The 16,671-nt window shown below is 61.0% G+C and carries 14 protein-coding genes; 4 read left to right on the forward strand and 10 right to left on the reverse strand.

Going from position 1 to position 16,671, the window contains the following annotated elements:
• Positions 1–35 precede the first annotated feature (35 nt).
• The gene (locus tag EXN22_RS00285; RefSeq protein ID WP_130261927.1) at positions 36–1,196 is read left to right on the forward strand and encodes an AAA family ATPase; all 1,161 of its coding nucleotides are present in this window, start codon (positions 36–38) and stop codon (positions 1,194–1,196) included.
• Between the two features lie 47 nt (positions 1,197–1,243).
• Here EXN22_RS00285 and EXN22_RS00290 read toward each other — a convergent pair whose 3' ends face one another.
• From EXN22_RS00290 to EXN22_RS00320, 7 genes are all read right to left on the reverse strand, one after another.
• The gene (locus EXN22_RS00290; RefSeq protein WP_130261928.1) at positions 1,244–2,134 is read right to left on the reverse strand and encodes an ABC transporter permease subunit; all 891 of its coding nucleotides are present in this window, start codon (positions 2,132–2,134) and stop codon (positions 1,244–1,246) included.
• On the reverse strand, positions 2,131–3,051 hold the full coding sequence (locus tag EXN22_RS00295) for an ABC transporter permease subunit (protein WP_130261929.1): 921 nt from the start codon (positions 3,049–3,051) through the stop codon (positions 2,131–2,133). The genes EXN22_RS00290 and EXN22_RS00295 overlap by 4 nt, the downstream gene beginning before the upstream one ends.
• On the reverse strand, positions 3,048–4,190 hold the full coding sequence (gene potA, locus EXN22_RS00300) for a polyamine ABC transporter ATP-binding protein (RefSeq protein ID WP_130261930.1): 1,143 nt from the start codon (positions 4,188–4,190) through the stop codon (positions 3,048–3,050). Before potA ends, EXN22_RS00295 begins: the two co-directional genes overlap by 4 nt.
• A gap of 59 nt (positions 4,191–4,249) precedes the next feature.
• Complete coding sequence (locus tag EXN22_RS00305) at positions 4,250–5,344, reverse strand: polyamine ABC transporter substrate-binding protein (protein ID WP_130261931.1); 1,095 nt, start codon at positions 5,342–5,344, stop codon at positions 4,250–4,252.
• Between the two features lie 163 nt (positions 5,345–5,507).
• Entirely contained in the window at positions 5,508–6,605 is a 1,098-nt protein-coding gene (locus tag EXN22_RS00310) for a polyamine ABC transporter substrate-binding protein (RefSeq protein WP_130261932.1), read from the reverse strand.
• A gap of 169 nt (positions 6,606–6,774) precedes the next feature.
• Positions 6,775–8,133, reverse strand: a complete 1,359-nt coding sequence (locus tag EXN22_RS00315; protein ID WP_130261933.1) for an aspartate aminotransferase family protein — start codon at positions 8,131–8,133, stop codon at positions 6,775–6,777.
• A 47-nt stretch (positions 8,134–8,180) separates the two neighbouring features.
• Positions 8,181–9,539, reverse strand: a complete 1,359-nt coding sequence (locus EXN22_RS00320) for a glutamine synthetase family protein (protein ID WP_130261934.1) — start codon at positions 9,537–9,539, stop codon at positions 8,181–8,183.
• A gap of 605 nt (positions 9,540–10,144) precedes the next feature.
• Here EXN22_RS00320 and EXN22_RS00325 point away from each other — a divergent pair.
• On the forward strand, positions 10,145–11,521 hold the full coding sequence (locus tag EXN22_RS00325; RefSeq protein ID WP_130261935.1) for a glutamine synthetase family protein: 1,377 nt from the start codon (positions 10,145–10,147) through the stop codon (positions 11,519–11,521).
• A 69-nt stretch (positions 11,522–11,590) separates the two neighbouring features.
• On the opposite strand, the gene argA is transcribed toward EXN22_RS00325, so the two are convergent.
• Both argA and argE read right to left on the reverse strand, forming a co-directional pair.
• Positions 11,591–12,889, reverse strand: coding sequence for an amino-acid N-acetyltransferase (gene argA, locus EXN22_RS00330; RefSeq protein WP_130261936.1), 1,299 nt, complete (start codon positions 12,887–12,889; stop codon positions 11,591–11,593).
• Between the two features lie 115 nt (positions 12,890–13,004).
• Positions 13,005–14,162 (reverse strand): acetylornithine deacetylase, encoded by a 1,158-nt coding sequence (argE, locus tag EXN22_RS00335; RefSeq protein ID WP_130261937.1) that lies wholly within the window; start codon positions 14,160–14,162, stop codon positions 13,005–13,007.
• A gap of 126 nt (positions 14,163–14,288) precedes the next feature.
• Here argE and EXN22_RS00340 point away from each other — a divergent pair, with 126 nt between their 5' ends.
• Positions 14,289–15,680: a CYTH domain-containing protein gene (locus tag EXN22_RS00340; protein ID WP_130261938.1), complete on the forward strand. Its 1,392-nt coding sequence runs from the start codon at positions 14,289–14,291 to the stop codon at positions 15,678–15,680.
• Between the two features lie 3 nt (positions 15,681–15,683).
• On the opposite strand, the gene EXN22_RS00345 is transcribed toward EXN22_RS00340, so the two are convergent.
• Positions 15,684–16,154: an Lrp/AsnC family transcriptional regulator gene (locus EXN22_RS00345; protein ID WP_010221186.1), complete on the reverse strand. Its 471-nt coding sequence runs from the start codon at positions 16,152–16,154 to the stop codon at positions 15,684–15,686.
• Positions 16,155–16,280: 126 nt separating this feature from the next.
• Between EXN22_RS00345 and EXN22_RS00350 the strand changes: the two genes are divergently transcribed.
• Complete coding sequence (locus tag EXN22_RS00350; protein WP_130261939.1) at positions 16,281–16,601, forward strand: hypothetical protein; 321 nt, start codon at positions 16,281–16,283, stop codon at positions 16,599–16,601.
• Positions 16,602–16,671 lie beyond the last annotated feature (70 nt).

Genomic DNA, 16,671 nt, shown 5'->3' on the forward strand with positions numbered 1-16,671 from the left:
GCGATACTGCCCTCTTTGCCTGAATGGACGCTGCCATGCTGACCACCCTGGCTGTCACCAACTACCGCTCGATCAATCATCTGGTGCTGCCGCTGGCACGCTTGAATGTCATCACCGGGCCCAACGGCAGTGGCAAGTCCAACCTGTACAAGGCCTTGCGCCTGCTCGCCGAAACCGCGCAAGGCGGCGTGGTCAATGCGCTGGCGGCGGAGGGCGGGCTGGACTCAACGTTCTGGGCCGGCCCCGAGCAGATCAGCCGGCGCATGAGCAACGGCGAAGTCGCCATCCAGGGCGGCCCACGCCAGCATGCACGGCGCTTGCGCCTGGGCTTTACTGACGAGGAGTTCGGTTACGCCATCGGCCTGGGCTTGCCGGAGCCAAGCGAATCACAGTTCGCCCTCGACCCGCAGATCAAGCGCGAAAGCATCTGGGCAGGACCGCTGTACCGCCCGGCCAGCCTGCTGGTGGATCGCCAGGGGCCGATGGTCAAGGTTCGCGAAGGACGGCAATGGGAGGTGCAGGCGCAGCACACGCCAAACTTCGACAGCCTGTTCGACCAGGTTGGCAACCTGCGCTCCTCGCCTGAAGTGTTGCTGCTGCGCGAGCGCATTCGCGGCTGGCGCTTCTACGATCACTTTCGCACTGACCGCGACGCTCCGGCCCGTCGTCGGCAACTGGGTACGCGCACGCCGGTGCTGCACCACGACGGCCGCGACCTGGCCGCAGCGCTACAGACGATTATCGAGATTGGCGCCCCGGACGCCTTGCAGGCGACCATCGCTGATGCCTTCCCCGGCGCACGCCTGGAAATCGATGCAGTGCCCGGTGGGGCGTTCGGCGTTTTGTTCTATCAAGAGGGTTTGTTGCGCCCGCTCAGTGCTGCCGAGCTTTCGGACGGCACCTTGCGCTACCTGCTGCTGGTCGCCGCGCTGCTGACCCCACGGCCGCCGACCATGATGGTGCTGAACGAGCCAGAAACCAGCTTGCACCCGGACTTGTTGCCAGCGCTGGCACGCTTGATCATCCGCGCGTCGGAGCAGTGTCAGGTATGGGTGGTGTCACATGCACGACGCTTGGTGGCGGCGCTGGAGCAGGATGCGACCTGCAATTCGATCGTGCTGGAGAAGTTGCTGGGACAAACCCGCATTGCCGGTCAGGGGATGCTGGACGAGCCGGCCTGGCACTGGCCGGAGTGAAGCCCGCTCCTGTGTAGGAGCGGGCTTGCCCCGCGAGGTGTTTCAGATCACGCCGAAACCGGCGTCGGCGCGCGACGCACGTCCGGTTGTTTCCAGGAGTCGGCAGCGCTTTCTTCGATCGCCTGCTGAATCGCCCGGCGACGACGCTCTTCGGCCTGACGGCTGAAGTACCAGACCATGAAGGTCACCAGCGACACGCTGAGCAGGATCAAACTGGCCACCGCGTTGATTTCCGGCTTCACACCCAGACGCACGGCAGAGAAGACTTCCATCGGCAGCGTGGTCGAGCCCGGACCGGAAACGAAGCTGGCCAGCACCAGGTCATCCAGCGACAAGGCAAAGGACATCATCCCGCCCGCCGCCAGGGACGGTGCGATCATCGGAATGGTGATCAGGAAGAACACCTTCCATGGCCGTGCACCGAGGTCCATGGCCGCTTCTTCGATCGACAGGTCCAGCTCACGCAAGCGCGCCGATACCACCACCGCCACATAGGCTGCGCAGAAGGTGGTGTGGGCGATCCAGATGGTGACGATACCGCGCTCCTGCGGCCAGCCGATCATCTGCGCCATGGCCACGAACAGCAGCAACAGCGACAGGCCGGTGATCACCTCGGGCATGACCAATGGCGCGGTGACCAGGCCACCGAACAAGGTACGGCCCTTGAAGCGGGTGACCCGGGTCAGCACGAAGGCGGCCAGGGTACCCAGCGCCACTGCGGCGATCGCCGTGTAGCAGGCGATCTCCAGCGAACGCATCACCGAGCCCATCAGTTGGGTGTTGTCGAGCAGGCCGACGTACCACTTCACCGACCAGCCGCCCCACACCGTCACAAGCTTGGAGGCGTTGAACGAGTAGATCACCAGGATCAGCATGGGCAGGTAGATGAACAGCAGGCCCAGGACCAACATCAATTTGGAGAAACTGAAACGCTTCATGCCCTGCCCTCCATCTCTTTGGCCTGACTACGGTTGAACAGCAGGATCGGTACGATCAGGATCGCCAGCATCACCACCGCCAGGGCAGAGGCCACCGGCCAGTCACGGTTGTTGAAGAACTCTTGCCAGAGCACTTTACCGATCATCAGGGTTTCCGGGCCGCCGAGCAGTTCAGGAATGACGAACTCACCCACCACCGGAATGAACACCAGCATGCAGCCGGCGATGATGCCGTTCTTCGACAGCGGCACGGTGATTTTCCAGAAGCTGTTGAAGGTGCTCGAACCCAGGTCCGAAGCCGCCTCGAGCAAGCTCTGGTCATGCTTCACCAGGTTGGCGTAGAGCGGCAGGATCATGAACGGCAGGTACGAATAGACCACGCCGATATACACCGCAAGGTTGGTGTTGAGGATCTGCAAGGGCTGATCGATCAGGCCCAGCCACATCAGGAAGGCATTGAGCAGACCGTTGTTGCTGAGGATGCCCATCCAGGCATACACACGGATCAGGATCGCCGTCCAGGTCGGCATCATGATCAGCAGCAACAGCACGGTCTGGGACTCCTTGCGCGCATTGGCAATGGCGTAGGCCATCGGATAGCCGATCAGCAGGCACAGCAGCGTGCTGAAGAAGGCCATCTTCAACGAGCCCAGGTATGCCGAGATGTACAGCTCGTCCTCGGTCAACAGGCCATAGTTGGCCAGGTTGAGTACCACTTGCAGCTTGTCTTCGACGTAGCTGTAGATCTCGGTATACGGCGGAATCGCCACGTCGGCTTCAGCGAAGCTGATCTTCAGGACAATGAAGAACGGCAGCATGAAGAACAGGAACAGCCAGATGAACGGCACGCCGATCACCAGATGGCGCCCCTCGGGCTTTATTCGGTTGAACGCTCGCTTGAGCTTGCGCGCGTTCATGAGCGCAGTACCACGCCGCTGTCATCCTCCCACCAGACATAAACCTGGTCGCCCCAGGTCGGCCGGGTGCCCTGGCGCTCGGCGTTGGCGACGAACGACTGGACGATCTTGCCGCCAGGCAGTTCGACGTAGAACACCGAATGGCCGCCCAGATAGGCAATGTCGTGCACCTTGCCGCACGACCAGTTGTGCTCGCAAGTCGGCTGCTCGGTGGTCACCAGCAGTTTTTCCGGACGCAGGGCGTAGGTGATGCGCTTGTCTTCCACCGAGGTGGTGACACCGTGGCCGACGTAGATGCGCCGCTCAAGCTCGGGGCTGGAAATCACCGCGTGGCCTTCGGCATCGTCGACCACTTCGCCTTCGAACAGGTTGACGTTACCGATGAACTCGCAGACCAGGCGGCTGGTCGGGGTTTCATAGATGTCGATCGGGCTGCCGATCTGGGCGATCCAGCCCAGGTGCATGATGGCGATGCGCTGGGCCATGGTCATGGCCTCTTCCTGGTCGTGGGTCACCATCACGCAGGTCACACCGACCCGCTCGATGATCTCCACCAGCTCCAGTTGCATCTGCGAACGCAGCTTCTTGTCCAGCGCGCCCATCGGCTCATCGAGCAGCAGCAGTTTGGGCCGCTTGGCCAGCGAACGGGCCAGGGCCACACGCTGACGCTGACCACCGGAGAGCTGGTGCGGCTTGCGCTTGGCGTACTGGGTCATGTGCACCAGTTTGAGCATCTCGGCCACGCGGGCGTCGATCTCGGACTTGGGCATGCGGTCCTGCTGCAGGCCGAAGGCGATATTCTGGGCCACGGTCATGTGCGGGAACAGCGCGTACGACTGGAACATCATGTTGATCGGCCGCTCGTAGGGCGGCATATCGGTGATGTCCACACCATCGAGGAAGATGCGCCCCTCGGTTGGGCGCTCGAAACCGGCGAGCATGCGCAGCAAGGTGGATTTACCCGAACCCGAGCCACCTAGCAGGGCGAAGATCTCGCCCTTCTTGATTTCCAGGGACACATCGTCCACGGCGACCGTTTCGTCGAACTTTTTCGTGACCCGGTCGATTTTGACCAGCACCTGTTTAGGTTGCTGGTCGCCCTCGAGGGCTTTCTTATAGGCACCGGAGGCAACTGCCATTTGTGAAACTCCCAACAAGATTTTTTGCGCCCGCCCCTGCCGTGACGGACCCTGGATTTTTACTTGCCCGACTTGACCTTGGTCCAGCTACGGGTCATCAACCGTTGCACCTTGGGAGGTAGCTCGGAGTTGACGTACAACTTGTCCAGCACTTCTTGCGGTGGGTAAACCGCTGCGTCGGTTCGCACGCTCTGGTCCATCAGATCGCCAGCCTTGGGGTTCGGGTTGGCATAACCGACGTAATCACTGACCTGGGCAATCACCTCAGGCTTCAGCAAATAGTTGATGAAGGCGTGAGCCTCTTTGACATTCTTGGAGTCCTTGGGGATCGCCAGCATGTCGAACCAGAGGTTGCCGCCCTCCTTGGGAATCGCATAGGCCACCTTGACGCCCTTGCCGGCTTCTTCAGCGCGGGACTTGGCCTGGAACACATCGCCGGAGAAACCGGCGGCCACGCAGATGTCGCCGTTGGCCAGGTCCGAAATGTATTTGGATGAGTGGAAATAGGTCACGTAAGGACGCACAGCCAGGAGTTTCTTCTCGGCGTCGGCGTAGTCCTTGGGGTTGGTGCTGTTGGGGTCGCGCCCCATGTAGTTGAGCACCGCCGGAAGCATCTCGTCGGCCGAGTCGAGGAAAGCGACTCCGCACTTGGAGAGCTTCTTGATGTTTTCCGGCTCGAACAGCATGGCCCAGGAATCGATCTTGTCGGTACCCAGCGCCGTCTTGACCTTCTCGACGTTGTAGCCGATGCCATTGGTGCCCCACAGGTAGGGGACGGCGTACTGGTTGCCCGGATCGTTCTTGTCCAGGCGCTTCATCAGCGCCGGGTCCAGGTTCGCATAGTTGGGCAGCAGCGCCTTGTCGAGCTTCTGGAACGCGCCCGCCTTGATCTGCTTGCCGAGGAAATGGTTGGACGGCACGACCACGTCATACCCGGTACGACCGGCCAGCAGCTTGCCTTCCAGGGTTTCGTTGGAATCGAAGACATCCTGCACCGGCTTGATGCCTGTGGCTTTTTCGAAGTCCGCGAGGGTGGTCTGACCGATGTAGTCGGACCAGTTATAAATGTGCACCGTGGGCGCCGCTTGGACGCTGATCGCCAGCGTCAGACCCGCTCCAGCCAGCATGGCCTTGCGAAATACAGAAATAGACAAGTGGGAGGTCCTCACAAATGTGCCCGTAGCAAACGACAGAAATACCTGTCGGATAAGCAAACCGGCGCGCAACTTACCTTCGATGCACTCGTGCCGCAAAAAAAATTTGTGCTTTCTTGCTCCCTGGGCAGGATTTACACCTCACCCAGGGAGGTAATCAGGTTTACTTGCCCGACTTGATCTTGGTCCAGCTGCGCGTGATGTCGCGCTGGGCCGCCTTCTCTGGAGCTTTGATGGCGTAAAGCTTTGCTTTCACTTCATCGGATGGATAGATGCTCGGGTCGCTAGTAATATCCTTGTCCACAAACTCGGTGGCCGCCTTATTACCGTTCGGGAAACGTACGGCGTTGGTGATCGCGGCCATCACTTTGGGTTGCAGCAGGTAGTCCATGAACTTGTAGGCCGCTTCGACGTTCTCGGCGTCCTTAGGAATGGCGACCATGTCGTAGAAGGTACCCGCACCTTCCTTCGGAATGATGTAGTTCAGCTTGACCTTGTCGCCAGCCTCATGAGCACGGGCCTTGGACTGCTCCAGGTCACCCGAGTAACCCACTGCCACACAGATGTTGCCGTTGGCCAGATCCGAGATGTACTTGGAGGAATGGAAGTAGGTGACCGACGGACGGATGCTCAGGAACAAGTCTTCGGCCTTCTTCAAGTCTTCCTTCTTGGTGCTGTCGCTCGGCAAGCCCAGGTAGTGCAGCGCCGCCGGGAGCATTTCGGTCGGGGCATCGAGGAAGCTCACGCCGCAGCTTTTGAGCTTGGCGATGTTCTCAGGTTTGAACACCGCGTCCCACGAGTCGATTTTGTCCACTCCCAGCGCGGCTTTGACCTTTTCCGGGTTGTAACCAATGCCGATCGAGCCCCACATGTAGGGGAAGGCGAACTTGTTGCCTGGATCGCTGGCATCGCCAACAGCCTTGAGCAGTGCCGGGTCAAGGTTCTTCCAGTTAGGCAGCTTGGAGCGGTCCAGTTCCTGGTAGACGCCGGCCTTGATCTGCTTGGCCAGGAAGTTGTTCGACGGCACGACCACGTCGTAGCCGGACTTGCCTGCCAGCAACTTGGCCTCGAGGGTTTCGTTGCTGTCGAAGACGTCGTAGACGACCTTGATGCCGGTCTCTTTTTCAAAGTTGGCTACGGTGTCTGGTGCGATGTAGTCGGACCAGTTATAGACGTGCAGCACTTTGTCATCCGCGTGAACAGCACTGGCCATGGCGCCCATCAGGGACATAGCCAACAACGTCTTGCCCAATTTCTTCATGCGTAATGCTCCAGAATTTTTTATTTAGCCATCTGTTCAGCGGCCGGCTTATTCGGCGCAAGCTCCGAGCGACTGAAACAGCCGCTAGTCTGGCAAGTTACAAGGCGCTCTTTCAACCAAAGAGGCACCTTGAGACTCATTGATGCCATTACGCTAGCCTAGCACCTGGCTAGTTCAGTGCTTCGAGCGTCAAGTCCAGGCATTTGCGCGCCTTTTCCACCAGCTCGTCGATCTCTGCGTGGCTGATCACCAGCGGCGGGGCGATGATCATGGTGTCGCCGACGGCGCGCATGATCAGACCGTTGTCGAAGCAGTGCTGGCGGCAGATCATGCCGGCGCCCTGGCCTTCGTAACGGGCACGGGTAGCCTTGTCCTTGACCAGCTCGATGGCGCCGAGCATACCCAGGCCGCGGACTTCACCCACCAGCGGGTGATCACCCAGCTCACGCAGACGCTTTTGCAAATACGGTGCCGTTTCTGCGTGAACACGCTCGATGATCTTCTCGTCGCGCAGGATCCGCAGGTTTTCCAGGCCCACCGCCGCCGCCACCGGGTGACCGGAGTAGGTGAAGCCGTGGTTGAAGTCGCCGCCTTCGCCGAGCACCTTGGCCACTTCGTCACGTACGATTACACCGCCCATGGGGATGTAACCGGAAGTCAGGCCCTTGGCGATGGTCATCAGGTCGGGCTTGAGGTCATAGTAATCGGAACCGAACCACTCACCGGTACGACCGAAGCCACAGATCACTTCGTCGGCAATGAACAGGATCTCGTACTTGGCGAGGATTTCCTTGACCTTCGGCCAGTAGCTGTCTGGCGGAATAATTACCCCGCCTGCGCCCTGGATCGGCTCGGCGATAAAGGCGGCGACCTTGTCTTCGCCGACTTCGAGAATTTTCTTTTCCAACTGCTCGGCGGCCCAGATGCCGAACGCGTCCGGGGTCATGTCGCCACCCTCGCCGAACCAGTACGGCTGCGGGATATGCTCGATGCCTGGCAGCGTCCCGGCTTGATCATGCATGCCTTTCATGCCACCCAGGGCCGCGCCGGCCACGGTGGACCCGTGATAACCGTTGATGCGGCCGATGATCACCTGCTTCTGCGGCTTGCCCTTGAGCGCCCAGTAATGGCGGACCATACGCAGGTTGGTGTCGTTGCCTTCAGAACCGGAACCGGTGAAAAACACATGGGTCATGCCTTTGGGCGCCACGGCGGAAACGGCCTTGGCCAGCTCCAGTGCCGGTGGGTGAGCGGTCTGGAAGAACAGGTTGTAGTACGGCAGCTCGCGCATCTGTTCGGCAGCCGCCTTAACCAGCTCTTCCCGGCCGTAACCGACCGCCACGCACCACAGGCCCGCCATGCCGTCGAGGATCTTGTTGCCCTCGCTGTCCCACAGGTGCACGCCCTCGGCTTTGGTGATGATCCGCGGCCCCTTCTCTTTCAGCTGTTTATAGTCACTGAAAGGTGCCAGGTGGTGCTCACTGCTAAGGGTTTGCCACTCACGGGTTTGCGGGTTGTTGACGCTCATGTGCTTCTCCGTTTGTTGACGGCCGCGGTCCTGCGGCTCCGGGTTAGTCAGACCGCAAACAGCAGGAACTCACGTTCCCAGGAGCTGATTACGCGTTTGAAGTTTTCATGCTCGGCGCGTTTGGTGGCGACGTAGCCTGCAATGAATTTCTTGCCCAGGTAGGGTTCCAGTGCCTTGCAGTTCTCCATGCGCTCCAGGGCGTCCTCGATGGTCAGCGGCAGGCGCAGGTTGCGCCGCTCGTAACCACGGCCCTGGACCGGCGCGCTTGGCTTGAGGCCTTCGACCATGCCGATAAAACCGCACAGCAGGCTGGCGGCGATCGCCAGGTACGGGTTGGCGTCGGCGCCTGGCAAGCGGTTCTCGACCCGGCGGTTCTGCGGGCCGGCATCCGGTACACGCAGGCCGACGGTACGGTTCTCTTCGCCCCACTCGACGTTCACCGGCGCCGAAGTGTCGGGCAGGAAGCGGCGGAACGAGTTGACGTTCGGCGCGAACAGCGGCAGCACCACCGGGATGAACTTCTGCAGACCACCGATGTGATTAAGGAACAGTTCGCTCATACGCCCATCTTCATCAGAGAAGATGTTCTTACCGGTATGCACGTCGATGACGCTCTGGTGCAAGTGCATGGCACTGCCCGGCTCGCCGGTCATCGGCTTGGCCATGAAGGTGGCGGCGACGTTGTGTTTGAGCGCAGCCTCGCGCATGGTGCGTTTGAACACCAGGATCTGATCGGCCAGCGCCAGGGCATTGCCGTGACGGAAGTTGATTTCCATCTGCGCCGTGCCGTCTTCGTGGATCAGCGTGTCGAGGTCCAGGTTCTGCAGCTCGCACCAGTCGTAGACGTCCTCGAACAGCGGGTCGAATTCGTTGGCGGCTTCAATAGAGAACGACTGGCGGCCGGTTTCCGGGCGCCCGGAGCGGCCGATCGGCGGCTGCAGGGGGAAGTCCGGGTCTTCGCAGCGCTTGGTCAGGTAAAACTCCATCTCAGGCGCCACGATCGGCTGCCAGCCCTTGTCGGCGTAGAGTTTCAGAACCTTCTTGAGCACGTTGCGCGGCGACAGCTCGACCGGATTGCCCTGCTTGTCGTAGGTGTCGTGGATCACCTGGGCGGTCGGCTCGACGGCCCAGGGCACGAGAAACACCGCGTTCTCGTCGGGGCGGCAGATCATGTCGATGTCAGCCGGGTCGAGCAGCTCATAATAGATGTCGTCATCGACATAGTCGCCGGTCACGGTCTGCAGCAGCACGCTCTCGGGCAGACGCATGCCTTTTTCGGCGATGAACTTGTTGGTCGGCGAAATCTTGCCACGGGTGATACCGGTGAGGTCGCTGATCAGACACTCGACTTCGGTGATCTTGTGTTCTTTCAACCAATCGGTGAGCTGGTCGAGGTTGCTACTCATAAATACCTCAGGAGGTAAATGTCTGGACAGACGTCAGGACGACACCCGGAGTGGGCCGTCCCAGACATTCTGGATGCCCCACCAAGCGAAAGCAAAAGTCAGGCGCAGGGAGAGCGCAACGGGCAATTCCCGCAAGGCTGACGAGCCCGCTATAGTGATGGCAGAGGTGATTCGAAGAGGCGTCGGCAGCAGGCAGGACGCCCGGGCCGTCAATTATTTCAGCCGGGGCGCAAGGTGCTGGCGCATGGCGCAAGCCACCCGCGAGGAACGCGTGCAAACCGTTCAGTGAACGGCGGGCGATGATGCCGGTTGTCGGCAGGCGTGACATGTAACCCCCGGTATTATTGGTGTTATGGGTTGCCACCGAGCTTAGCCTTGTTCATTTTTTTACACAACACCCCCGTAAAAAATAGAACACGGCCCGCTCAAGATCGCCGTTACCGTACGAAAGCAGCCCTTGTCGGCGCCCTCAATTGCAGCAAAAATGCCGCTTGAGGGCCATTTTAGGGCATCATGGGGTTGGCTTGACTTCAGCAATGCTTTCCGATTGACTGAACCTGCAAGCCCACATTGATTGATATTTTTAACAACAAAGGTGTTGCATCATGTCGGTACCCCCGCGTGCCGTTCAGCTTAACGAAGCGAACGCGTTCCTTAAGGAACATCCTGAGGTTCTCTACGTTGACCTTCTGATTGCAGATATGAATGGTGTGGTGCGCGGCAAGCGCATCGAGCGCACCAGCCTCCACAAGGTTTACGAGAAAGGCATCAACCTGCCGGCCTCCCTCTTCGCCCTGGATATCAACGGTTCGACCGTCGAAAGCACCGGCCTTGGCCTGGACATCGGCGATGCCGACCGCATCTGCTATCCGATCCCCGATACCCTGTGCAATGAACCTTGGCAGAAGCGCCCCACCGCGCAGCTGCTGATGACCATGCACGAGCTCGAAGGCGCGCCCTTCTTCGCCGACCCGCGAGAGGTTCTGCGCCAGGTCGTGAGCAAGTTCGACGAACTGGGCCTGACCATCTGCGCCGCATTTGAGCTGGAGTTCTACCTGATCGACCAGGAGAACGTGAACGGCCGTCCGCAGCCGCCGCGCTCACCCATTTCCGGCAAGCGCCCGATCTCGACCCAGGTCTACCTGATTGATGACCTCGACGAGTACGTCGACTGCCTGCAGGACATCCTCGAGGGCGCCAAAGAGCAAGGCATTCCAGCCGATGCGATCGTCAAGGAAAGTGCCCCGGCGCAGTTCGAAGTGAACCTGCACCACGTTGCCGACCCGATCAAGGCCTGTGACTACGCGGTACTGCTCAAGCGTTTGATCAAGAACATCGCCTACGACCATGAAATGGACACCACCTTCATGGCCAAGCCGTATCCAGGCCAGGCGGGTAATGGTCTGCACGTGCATATCTCGGTGCTGGACAAAGATGGCAAGAACATCTTCACCAGCGAGGATCCCGAGCAGAACGCCGCATTGCGTCACGCGATCGGCGGTGTGCTCGAGACCCTGCCAGCGTCGATGGCGTTCCTCTGCCCGAACGTCAACTCGTACCGCCGTTTTGGTGCCCAGTTCTACGTGCCCAACTCCCCAAGTTGGGGCCTGGACAACCGTACCGTGGCCCTGCGCGTGCCAACTGGTTCTCCGGATGCCGTACGCATCGAGCACCGTGTAGCGGGTGCCGACGCCAACCCGTATCTGCTGATGGCCGCTGTGCTGGCCGGCGTTCACCACGGCCTGACCAATAAGGTCGACCCGGGCGAACCGACCGAAGGTAACTCCTACGAGCAGAACGAGCAGAGCCTGCCGAACAACTTGCGTGATGCACTGCGTGAGCTGGACGACAGCGAGATCATGGCCAAGTACATCGACCCGAAATACATCGATATCTTCGTGGCCTGCAAAGAGAGCGAGCTGGAGGAGTTCGAACACTCCATCTCCGACCTTGAGTACAACTGGTATCTGCATACCGTTTGATGCTCTTTTCGCGGGGCAAGCCCGCTCCCACAGCGGTTGTCTGTAGGAGCGCGCTTGCCCCGCGATGCTTTACAAGGCCTTTTCGAAGATCTTCGAGTTGCGCTGATAGTTGTACAGCGATGCCCGCGCCGCCGGCAGCCGCTCGACCCCACTGGGTACGAAACCGCGCTCGCGGAACCAGTGCGCTGTCCGGGTCGTCAGCACGAACAGGGTATTGAGCCCCATCTCCCGCGCCCGCGCCTCGATGCGTTCGAGCAGTTCATCGCCACGGCCACCATGGCGATATTCCGGGTTTACCGCCAGGCATGCCAACTCGCCAGACTCGGAATCGGCAATCGGATACAGCGCCGCACAGGCGATGATCATGCCTTCGCGCTCGACCACGCTGAACTGTTCGATCTCACGCTCCAGCACCTCGCGCGAACGACGCACCAGGATGCCTTGTTCCTCCAGCGGGCTGATCAGGTCCAGCAAGCCACCGACGTCCTCGATCGCCGCCTCGCGCACCTTCTCGAACTGCTCCTGGGCCACCAGGGTACCGCCACCATCACGGGTGAACAGCTCGGTGAGCAAGGCACCGTCTTCGGCATAACTGACGATATGGCTGCGCGCCACACCACCACGGCAGGCTTCGGCGGCAGCATCGAGCAGCTCACCCTGATAGTCGCTACCCAGGCGCTGCAAATGCGCGGGTACCTGTTGCGGACGCAGCTCGCGCACCAGGCGGCCCTGCTCATCGAGCAGGCCGCGCTCGGCGCCGAACAGCAGCAGCTTGTCAGCATTGAGCTCGATCGCGGCGCGGGTGGCGACGTCTTCACAGGCCAGGTTGAAAATCTCGCCGGTCGGTGAATAGCCCAGCGGCGACAGCAAGACGATGGAGCGCTCATCGAGCAGGCGATTGATGCCTTTGCGGTCGACCCGGCGCACCTCGCCGGTGTGGTGGTAGTCGACGCCTTCAACCACGCCGATCGGCCGTGCGGTGACCAGGTTGCCCGCCGCCACGCGCAGGCGCGAGCCCTGCATTGGCGAGGCGGCCATGTCCATCGACAGGCGCGCCTCGATAGCGATGCGCAGGTGCCCGACGGCGTCGATCACGCATTCCAGGGTGGCGGCATCGGTGATACGCATGCCCCGGTGGTAGTGCGGGGTCAGGCCGCGATAAGCCAGGCGACTTTCGATCTGTGGGCGCGAACCATGGACCAGCACCAGGCGCACGCCAAGGCTGTGCAGCAGCACCAGGTCGTGGACGATATTGCCGAAGTTGGGATGTTCAACCCCATCGCCGGGCAGCATGACCACGAAGGTGCAATCGCGGTGGGCGTTGATGTAGGGCGAAGCGTGACGCAGCCAATTGACGTATTCGGGCATAACCGGAGAGCCTGTAAAAAATAGGGACAAGAACGGGAAAGCACACAGCGCTCGAAGGGTTATCGTCGGAACAGGCTTGGCGTCACGCGCAATCTCCTCTGCAAAACGGTTCAGCTCAGGGGGCAATTACCGGGCTGAGGCAATAATGTTCGATCAACTCACGCAATAGACGCACAGTAGGCTGCAAGCGTGACATTTCAAGGTACTCGCCCGGCTGGTGGGCACAGGCGATGTCGCCGGGGCCAAGCACCAGGGTCTCGCAACCCAGGCGCTGAAGATAAGGCGCTTCGGTGCCAAAGGCTACCGCTTCGGCGCGATGACCGGTAAGACGTTCGGCTACCCGTACCAGTTCCGCATCGGCGGCTTGCTCGAACGGCGGCACCTCGGGGAACAAGGGTGCGTAGTCGATACGCACCTGATGTTGCTCAGCCAGCGGCGCCAGTTTGTGACGAATGGCACTGCGCAGCACCTCCGGGTCCATGCCCGGCAGCGGGCGCAGGTCGAACTCCAGGGCGCATTGGCCGCAAATGCGGTTGGGATTGTCGCCGCCATGGATGCAACCGAAGTTCATCGTCGGCTGCGGCACACTGAACTGGGCATTGTTGTATTCCTGCTGCCATTGCCGGCGCAGGCCCATCAGCTCGCCCATGACCTGGTGCATGGCTTCCAGAGCGCTATGGCCCAGGCTCGGGTCGGACGAATGGCCACTGCGCCCAAGGATGTCGATGCGCTCCATCATCACCCCTTTGTGCAGGCGGATCGGCTTGAGCCCGGTCGGCTCACCGATCACCGCTGCGCGGCCCAGGGGCCTGCCGGCCTCGGCCAGGGCGCGGGCGCCGGACATCGAGCTTTCCTCGTCACAGGTGGCGAGAATCAGCAGGGGTTGCTTGAAGTCATGCTCAAGCAACGGCTGCACGGCTTCAATGACCAGGGCAAAAAAACCCTTCATGTCGCAACTGCCCAGGCCCACCCAGCGCCCGTCGATCTCGGTCAGCTTGAGCGGATCGGTCTGCCACAGTTGGGGGTCGTACGGCACCGTGTCGCTATGCCCGGCCAGCACCAGCCCGCCCGGGCCGCTGCCGTAGCTGGCCAGCAGGTTGAACTTGCCCGGAGTGACCTGCTGGATATCGCAGGCAAAACCCAGGTCCCCCAGCCAGCCGGCCAGCAGGTCGATCACCGCGCGGTTGGACTGATCCAGCGACGGCTGGGTACAGCTGACCGATGGCGCGGCGATCAGGGCGGCGAACTGCTCTTTGAGCGATGGCAACGGCATGCGCTTTCTCCTTGGGCGAAGCTCATCATAGGGCCATCCGGCACCGGGAATAAACCGCCGCGAGCCGACTCCTGTACACTGCACCCCCAAGACGCTCCCTGTCATTCGAGCCTGGATTACCCAGCAATGCATAAAGAAACCGAAATCAAACTGCGGGTCAGCCGCGAGACCCTCGCCGCCCTGCGTGAACACCCATTGCTGAACAAGCGCAACAAGTCCGGGTGGCAGAGCCGCGAACTGCTTAACCAGTACTTCGACACCCCGGAGCGCGACCTGGCCGCGGCCAAGGTCGCCCTGCGCCTGCGTCGTGATGGTGACGTGGTTATCCAGACCCTCAAGACCCGCGGCCAGAGCGTTGCCGGCCTGTCCCAGCGTAACGAGCACGAATGGCAGCTGCCCAAGGCCAAACTCGACCTGAAAAAGCTCGACGACACCTGCTGGCCGGCCGAACTCGCCGAGGTCGACAAAAAGACCATCAAAGCCCTGTTCACCACCGATTTCACCCGCGAATACGCAGAAATCGCCTGGGGTCGTGGCAAAGCCAAGGTGGTGATCGAGGCCGCGCTGGACCTGGGCACGGTTGTCGCGGGCAAGCAGAAGGAAGCCATCTGCGAGCTGGAGCTGGAACTGCGTGAAGGCGCCCCTGAAGCGCTGCTGGAACTGGCCGCCGAGCTGTCTGCCAGCCTGCCGCTGTTCCCCTGCGATATCAGCAAGGCCGAGCGCGGCTACCGCCTGCTCGACCCGGCCAGCTATGCATTGAGCCTGCCGGCCGCTCAACTGAGCGCCGAGATGCCACTGGACGAGGCTTTCGCCGCCCTGGCCCTGCAACTGCTTGGCGCCAGCCAGCGCTTGGCCGAACAGTACCATTTCACCGGCCACTGGCGCCTGCTGCAGGATTGGGTTCAGGCCCTGGCAGAGCTGCGTGCCCTGCTCAGCAGCCTGGGCCAGGCCGCACCGCGCCCGACTACCGCTACCCTGCGCAGCAGCCTCGACGCCCTGCTCGAAGATTGGCGCCCATTGGTATTGGCCGGTAACGACGACGAAGACGTTCGCCGTGCCGCACCTGAACAGTTCGCCGAAGAGCTGCTGGACACTCGCTGGGGTCAGTTCTCCCTGGAAGCGTCGCGCTGGCTGCTGGCCCGTGGCTGGACCGTCGAGCGCAACAAGCGTGGCGACCGCCAGGGTGCCGCACAACTGGCCAACTGGCTGAACGTGCTGCTGGCCGACGAAGCCAAGGCCTTGAACCTGCCACTGTATCATCGCCAGCCCGAAGACCTGGCCGAACAGCTGCCGCGCATCGAGCGCCTGCTGGCCTGGCTGCACCATGCCCGTCAGGTGCTGGAGAGCCCCGACCTGGACCGTCTGTTCGGCGAGCTGAACAAGCTGCAGGAACTTGCCAACCTGCCAATCAGCGACGAAGTAGAAGCCGACGTACGTACCGAGGTCCTTGAAGCCCGTGCTCAACAGGCCATGGCCGTGTTCCAGAGCCGCGGCTGGAAGCACCTGCTGCGCAAGTAAGGCTCAGGGCAGCACCGGCAGACTCGTCGTGGACTTGATTTCAGACAAGGCCACGGTCGAGTTGACCTCCTGGATCCCCGGCACCATCGACAGCTTTTCGAAGAAGAAACGTTCGTAGGCTTCGATGTCCGGGGTGACAATGCGCAACAGAAAGTCCACTGCGCCCATCAACACATAGCATTCCAGTACTTCCGGAAAACCGCGGATCGCCTCGGTGAACTCGGTGAAGTTGGAGCGTCCGTGGGCATTGAGTTTGACCTCGGCGAAAATCTGCGTGTTCAGGCCAATCTTCTTGCGGTCGAGCAGGGTCACCTGGGCGCGAATCACCCCCTCTTCTTTCAAGCGCTGTATGCGCCGCCAGCAAGGCGATTGCGACAGGCCCACGCGCTCGGCAATCTGCGCGCTGGAAAGCGAGGCATCGTCCTGCAACAAGGCCAGGATCCGCCGGTCATAGGCGTCCAGTTCGCTGTGCATGAATATTTCTCCAAAACGAACAACTGCAAATTAATCTATTCAATTCATGGCGATTTCCAAACGATCATAGAGAAGAAATACCCCGGCCTGCATGTAAAAATTTCTCCACTTTCTTCGGAGAAACCCATGAGCGCACTTCAACGGCTCGACAGCCCTCTCATGCCCTTGCGCAACGATGTCTGGGCAGCCAACAACGCCCATAGCGATGTCCGCTATCAACTGCAGGTAGAAGCCGAGCCCGACAGCCTGTGCCGGGTGCTCAACCTGTTTGCCTTGCAGTTCCTGGTGCCGCATCGGGTCAACGTCGAGCAACACGATGACCTGCTCAACATCGAGATCGGCATCAGCGGCCTGAGCTGGCACCGCGCCGAGCTGATTGCACAAAAAATGCGCAATCTGATCTGCGTCACCGAGGTGCGCTTGAGCGAGATCGGAAAAGCCTGGTAACCCTTGTTCACCCGCAAGGCTTTGGCCTACGGCTAACCTTGTCCAGGCCATCACTGTCGGTGGCGCGGCA

It is taken from the genome of Pseudomonas tructae, assembly GCF_004214895.1.
GTDB classification, from domain to species: Bacteria; Pseudomonadota; Gammaproteobacteria; order Pseudomonadales; family Pseudomonadaceae; genus Aquipseudomonas; species Aquipseudomonas tructae.

What these genes read in the sequence shown, in the direction of transcription:
- EXN22_RS00285 (WP_130261927.1), top strand. Translation starts at nt 36, where the DNA reads ATGCTGACCACCCTGGCTGTCACCAACTACCGCTCGATCAATCATCTG.
- EXN22_RS00290 (WP_130261928.1), bottom strand. Translation starts at nt 2,134, where the DNA reads ATGAAGCGTTTCAGTTTCTCCAAATTGATGTTGGTCCTGGGCCTGCTG.
- EXN22_RS00295 (WP_130261929.1), bottom strand. Translation starts at nt 3,051, where the DNA reads ATGAACGCGCGCAAGCTCAAGCGAGCGTTCAACCGAATAAAGCCCGAG.
- potA (WP_130261930.1), bottom strand. Translation starts at nt 4,190, where the DNA reads ATGGCAGTTGCCTCCGGTGCCTATAAGAAAGCCCTCGAGGGCGACCAG.
- EXN22_RS00310 (WP_130261932.1), bottom strand. Translation starts at nt 6,605, where the DNA reads ATGAAGAAATTGGGCAAGACGTTGTTGGCTATGTCCCTGATGGGCGCC.
- EXN22_RS00315 (WP_130261933.1), bottom strand. Translation starts at nt 8,133, where the DNA reads ATGAGCGTCAACAACCCGCAAACCCGTGAGTGGCAAACCCTTAGCAGT.
- EXN22_RS00320 (WP_130261934.1), bottom strand. Translation starts at nt 9,539, where the DNA reads ATGAGTAGCAACCTCGACCAGCTCACCGATTGGTTGAAAGAACACAAG.
- EXN22_RS00325 (WP_130261935.1), top strand. Translation starts at nt 10,145, where the DNA reads ATGTCGGTACCCCCGCGTGCCGTTCAGCTTAACGAAGCGAACGCGTTC.
- argA (WP_130261936.1), bottom strand. Translation starts at nt 12,889, where the DNA reads ATGCCCGAATACGTCAATTGGCTGCGTCACGCTTCGCCCTACATCAAC.
- argE (WP_130261937.1), bottom strand. Translation starts at nt 14,162, where the DNA reads ATGCCGTTGCCATCGCTCAAAGAGCAGTTCGCCGCCCTGATCGCCGCG.
- EXN22_RS00340 (WP_130261938.1), top strand. Translation starts at nt 14,289, where the DNA reads ATGCATAAAGAAACCGAAATCAAACTGCGGGTCAGCCGCGAGACCCTC.
- EXN22_RS00345 (WP_010221186.1), bottom strand. Translation starts at nt 16,154, where the DNA reads ATGCACAGCGAACTGGACGCCTATGACCGGCGGATCCTGGCCTTGTTG.
- EXN22_RS00350 (WP_130261939.1), top strand. Translation starts at nt 16,281, where the DNA reads ATGAGCGCACTTCAACGGCTCGACAGCCCTCTCATGCCCTTGCGCAAC.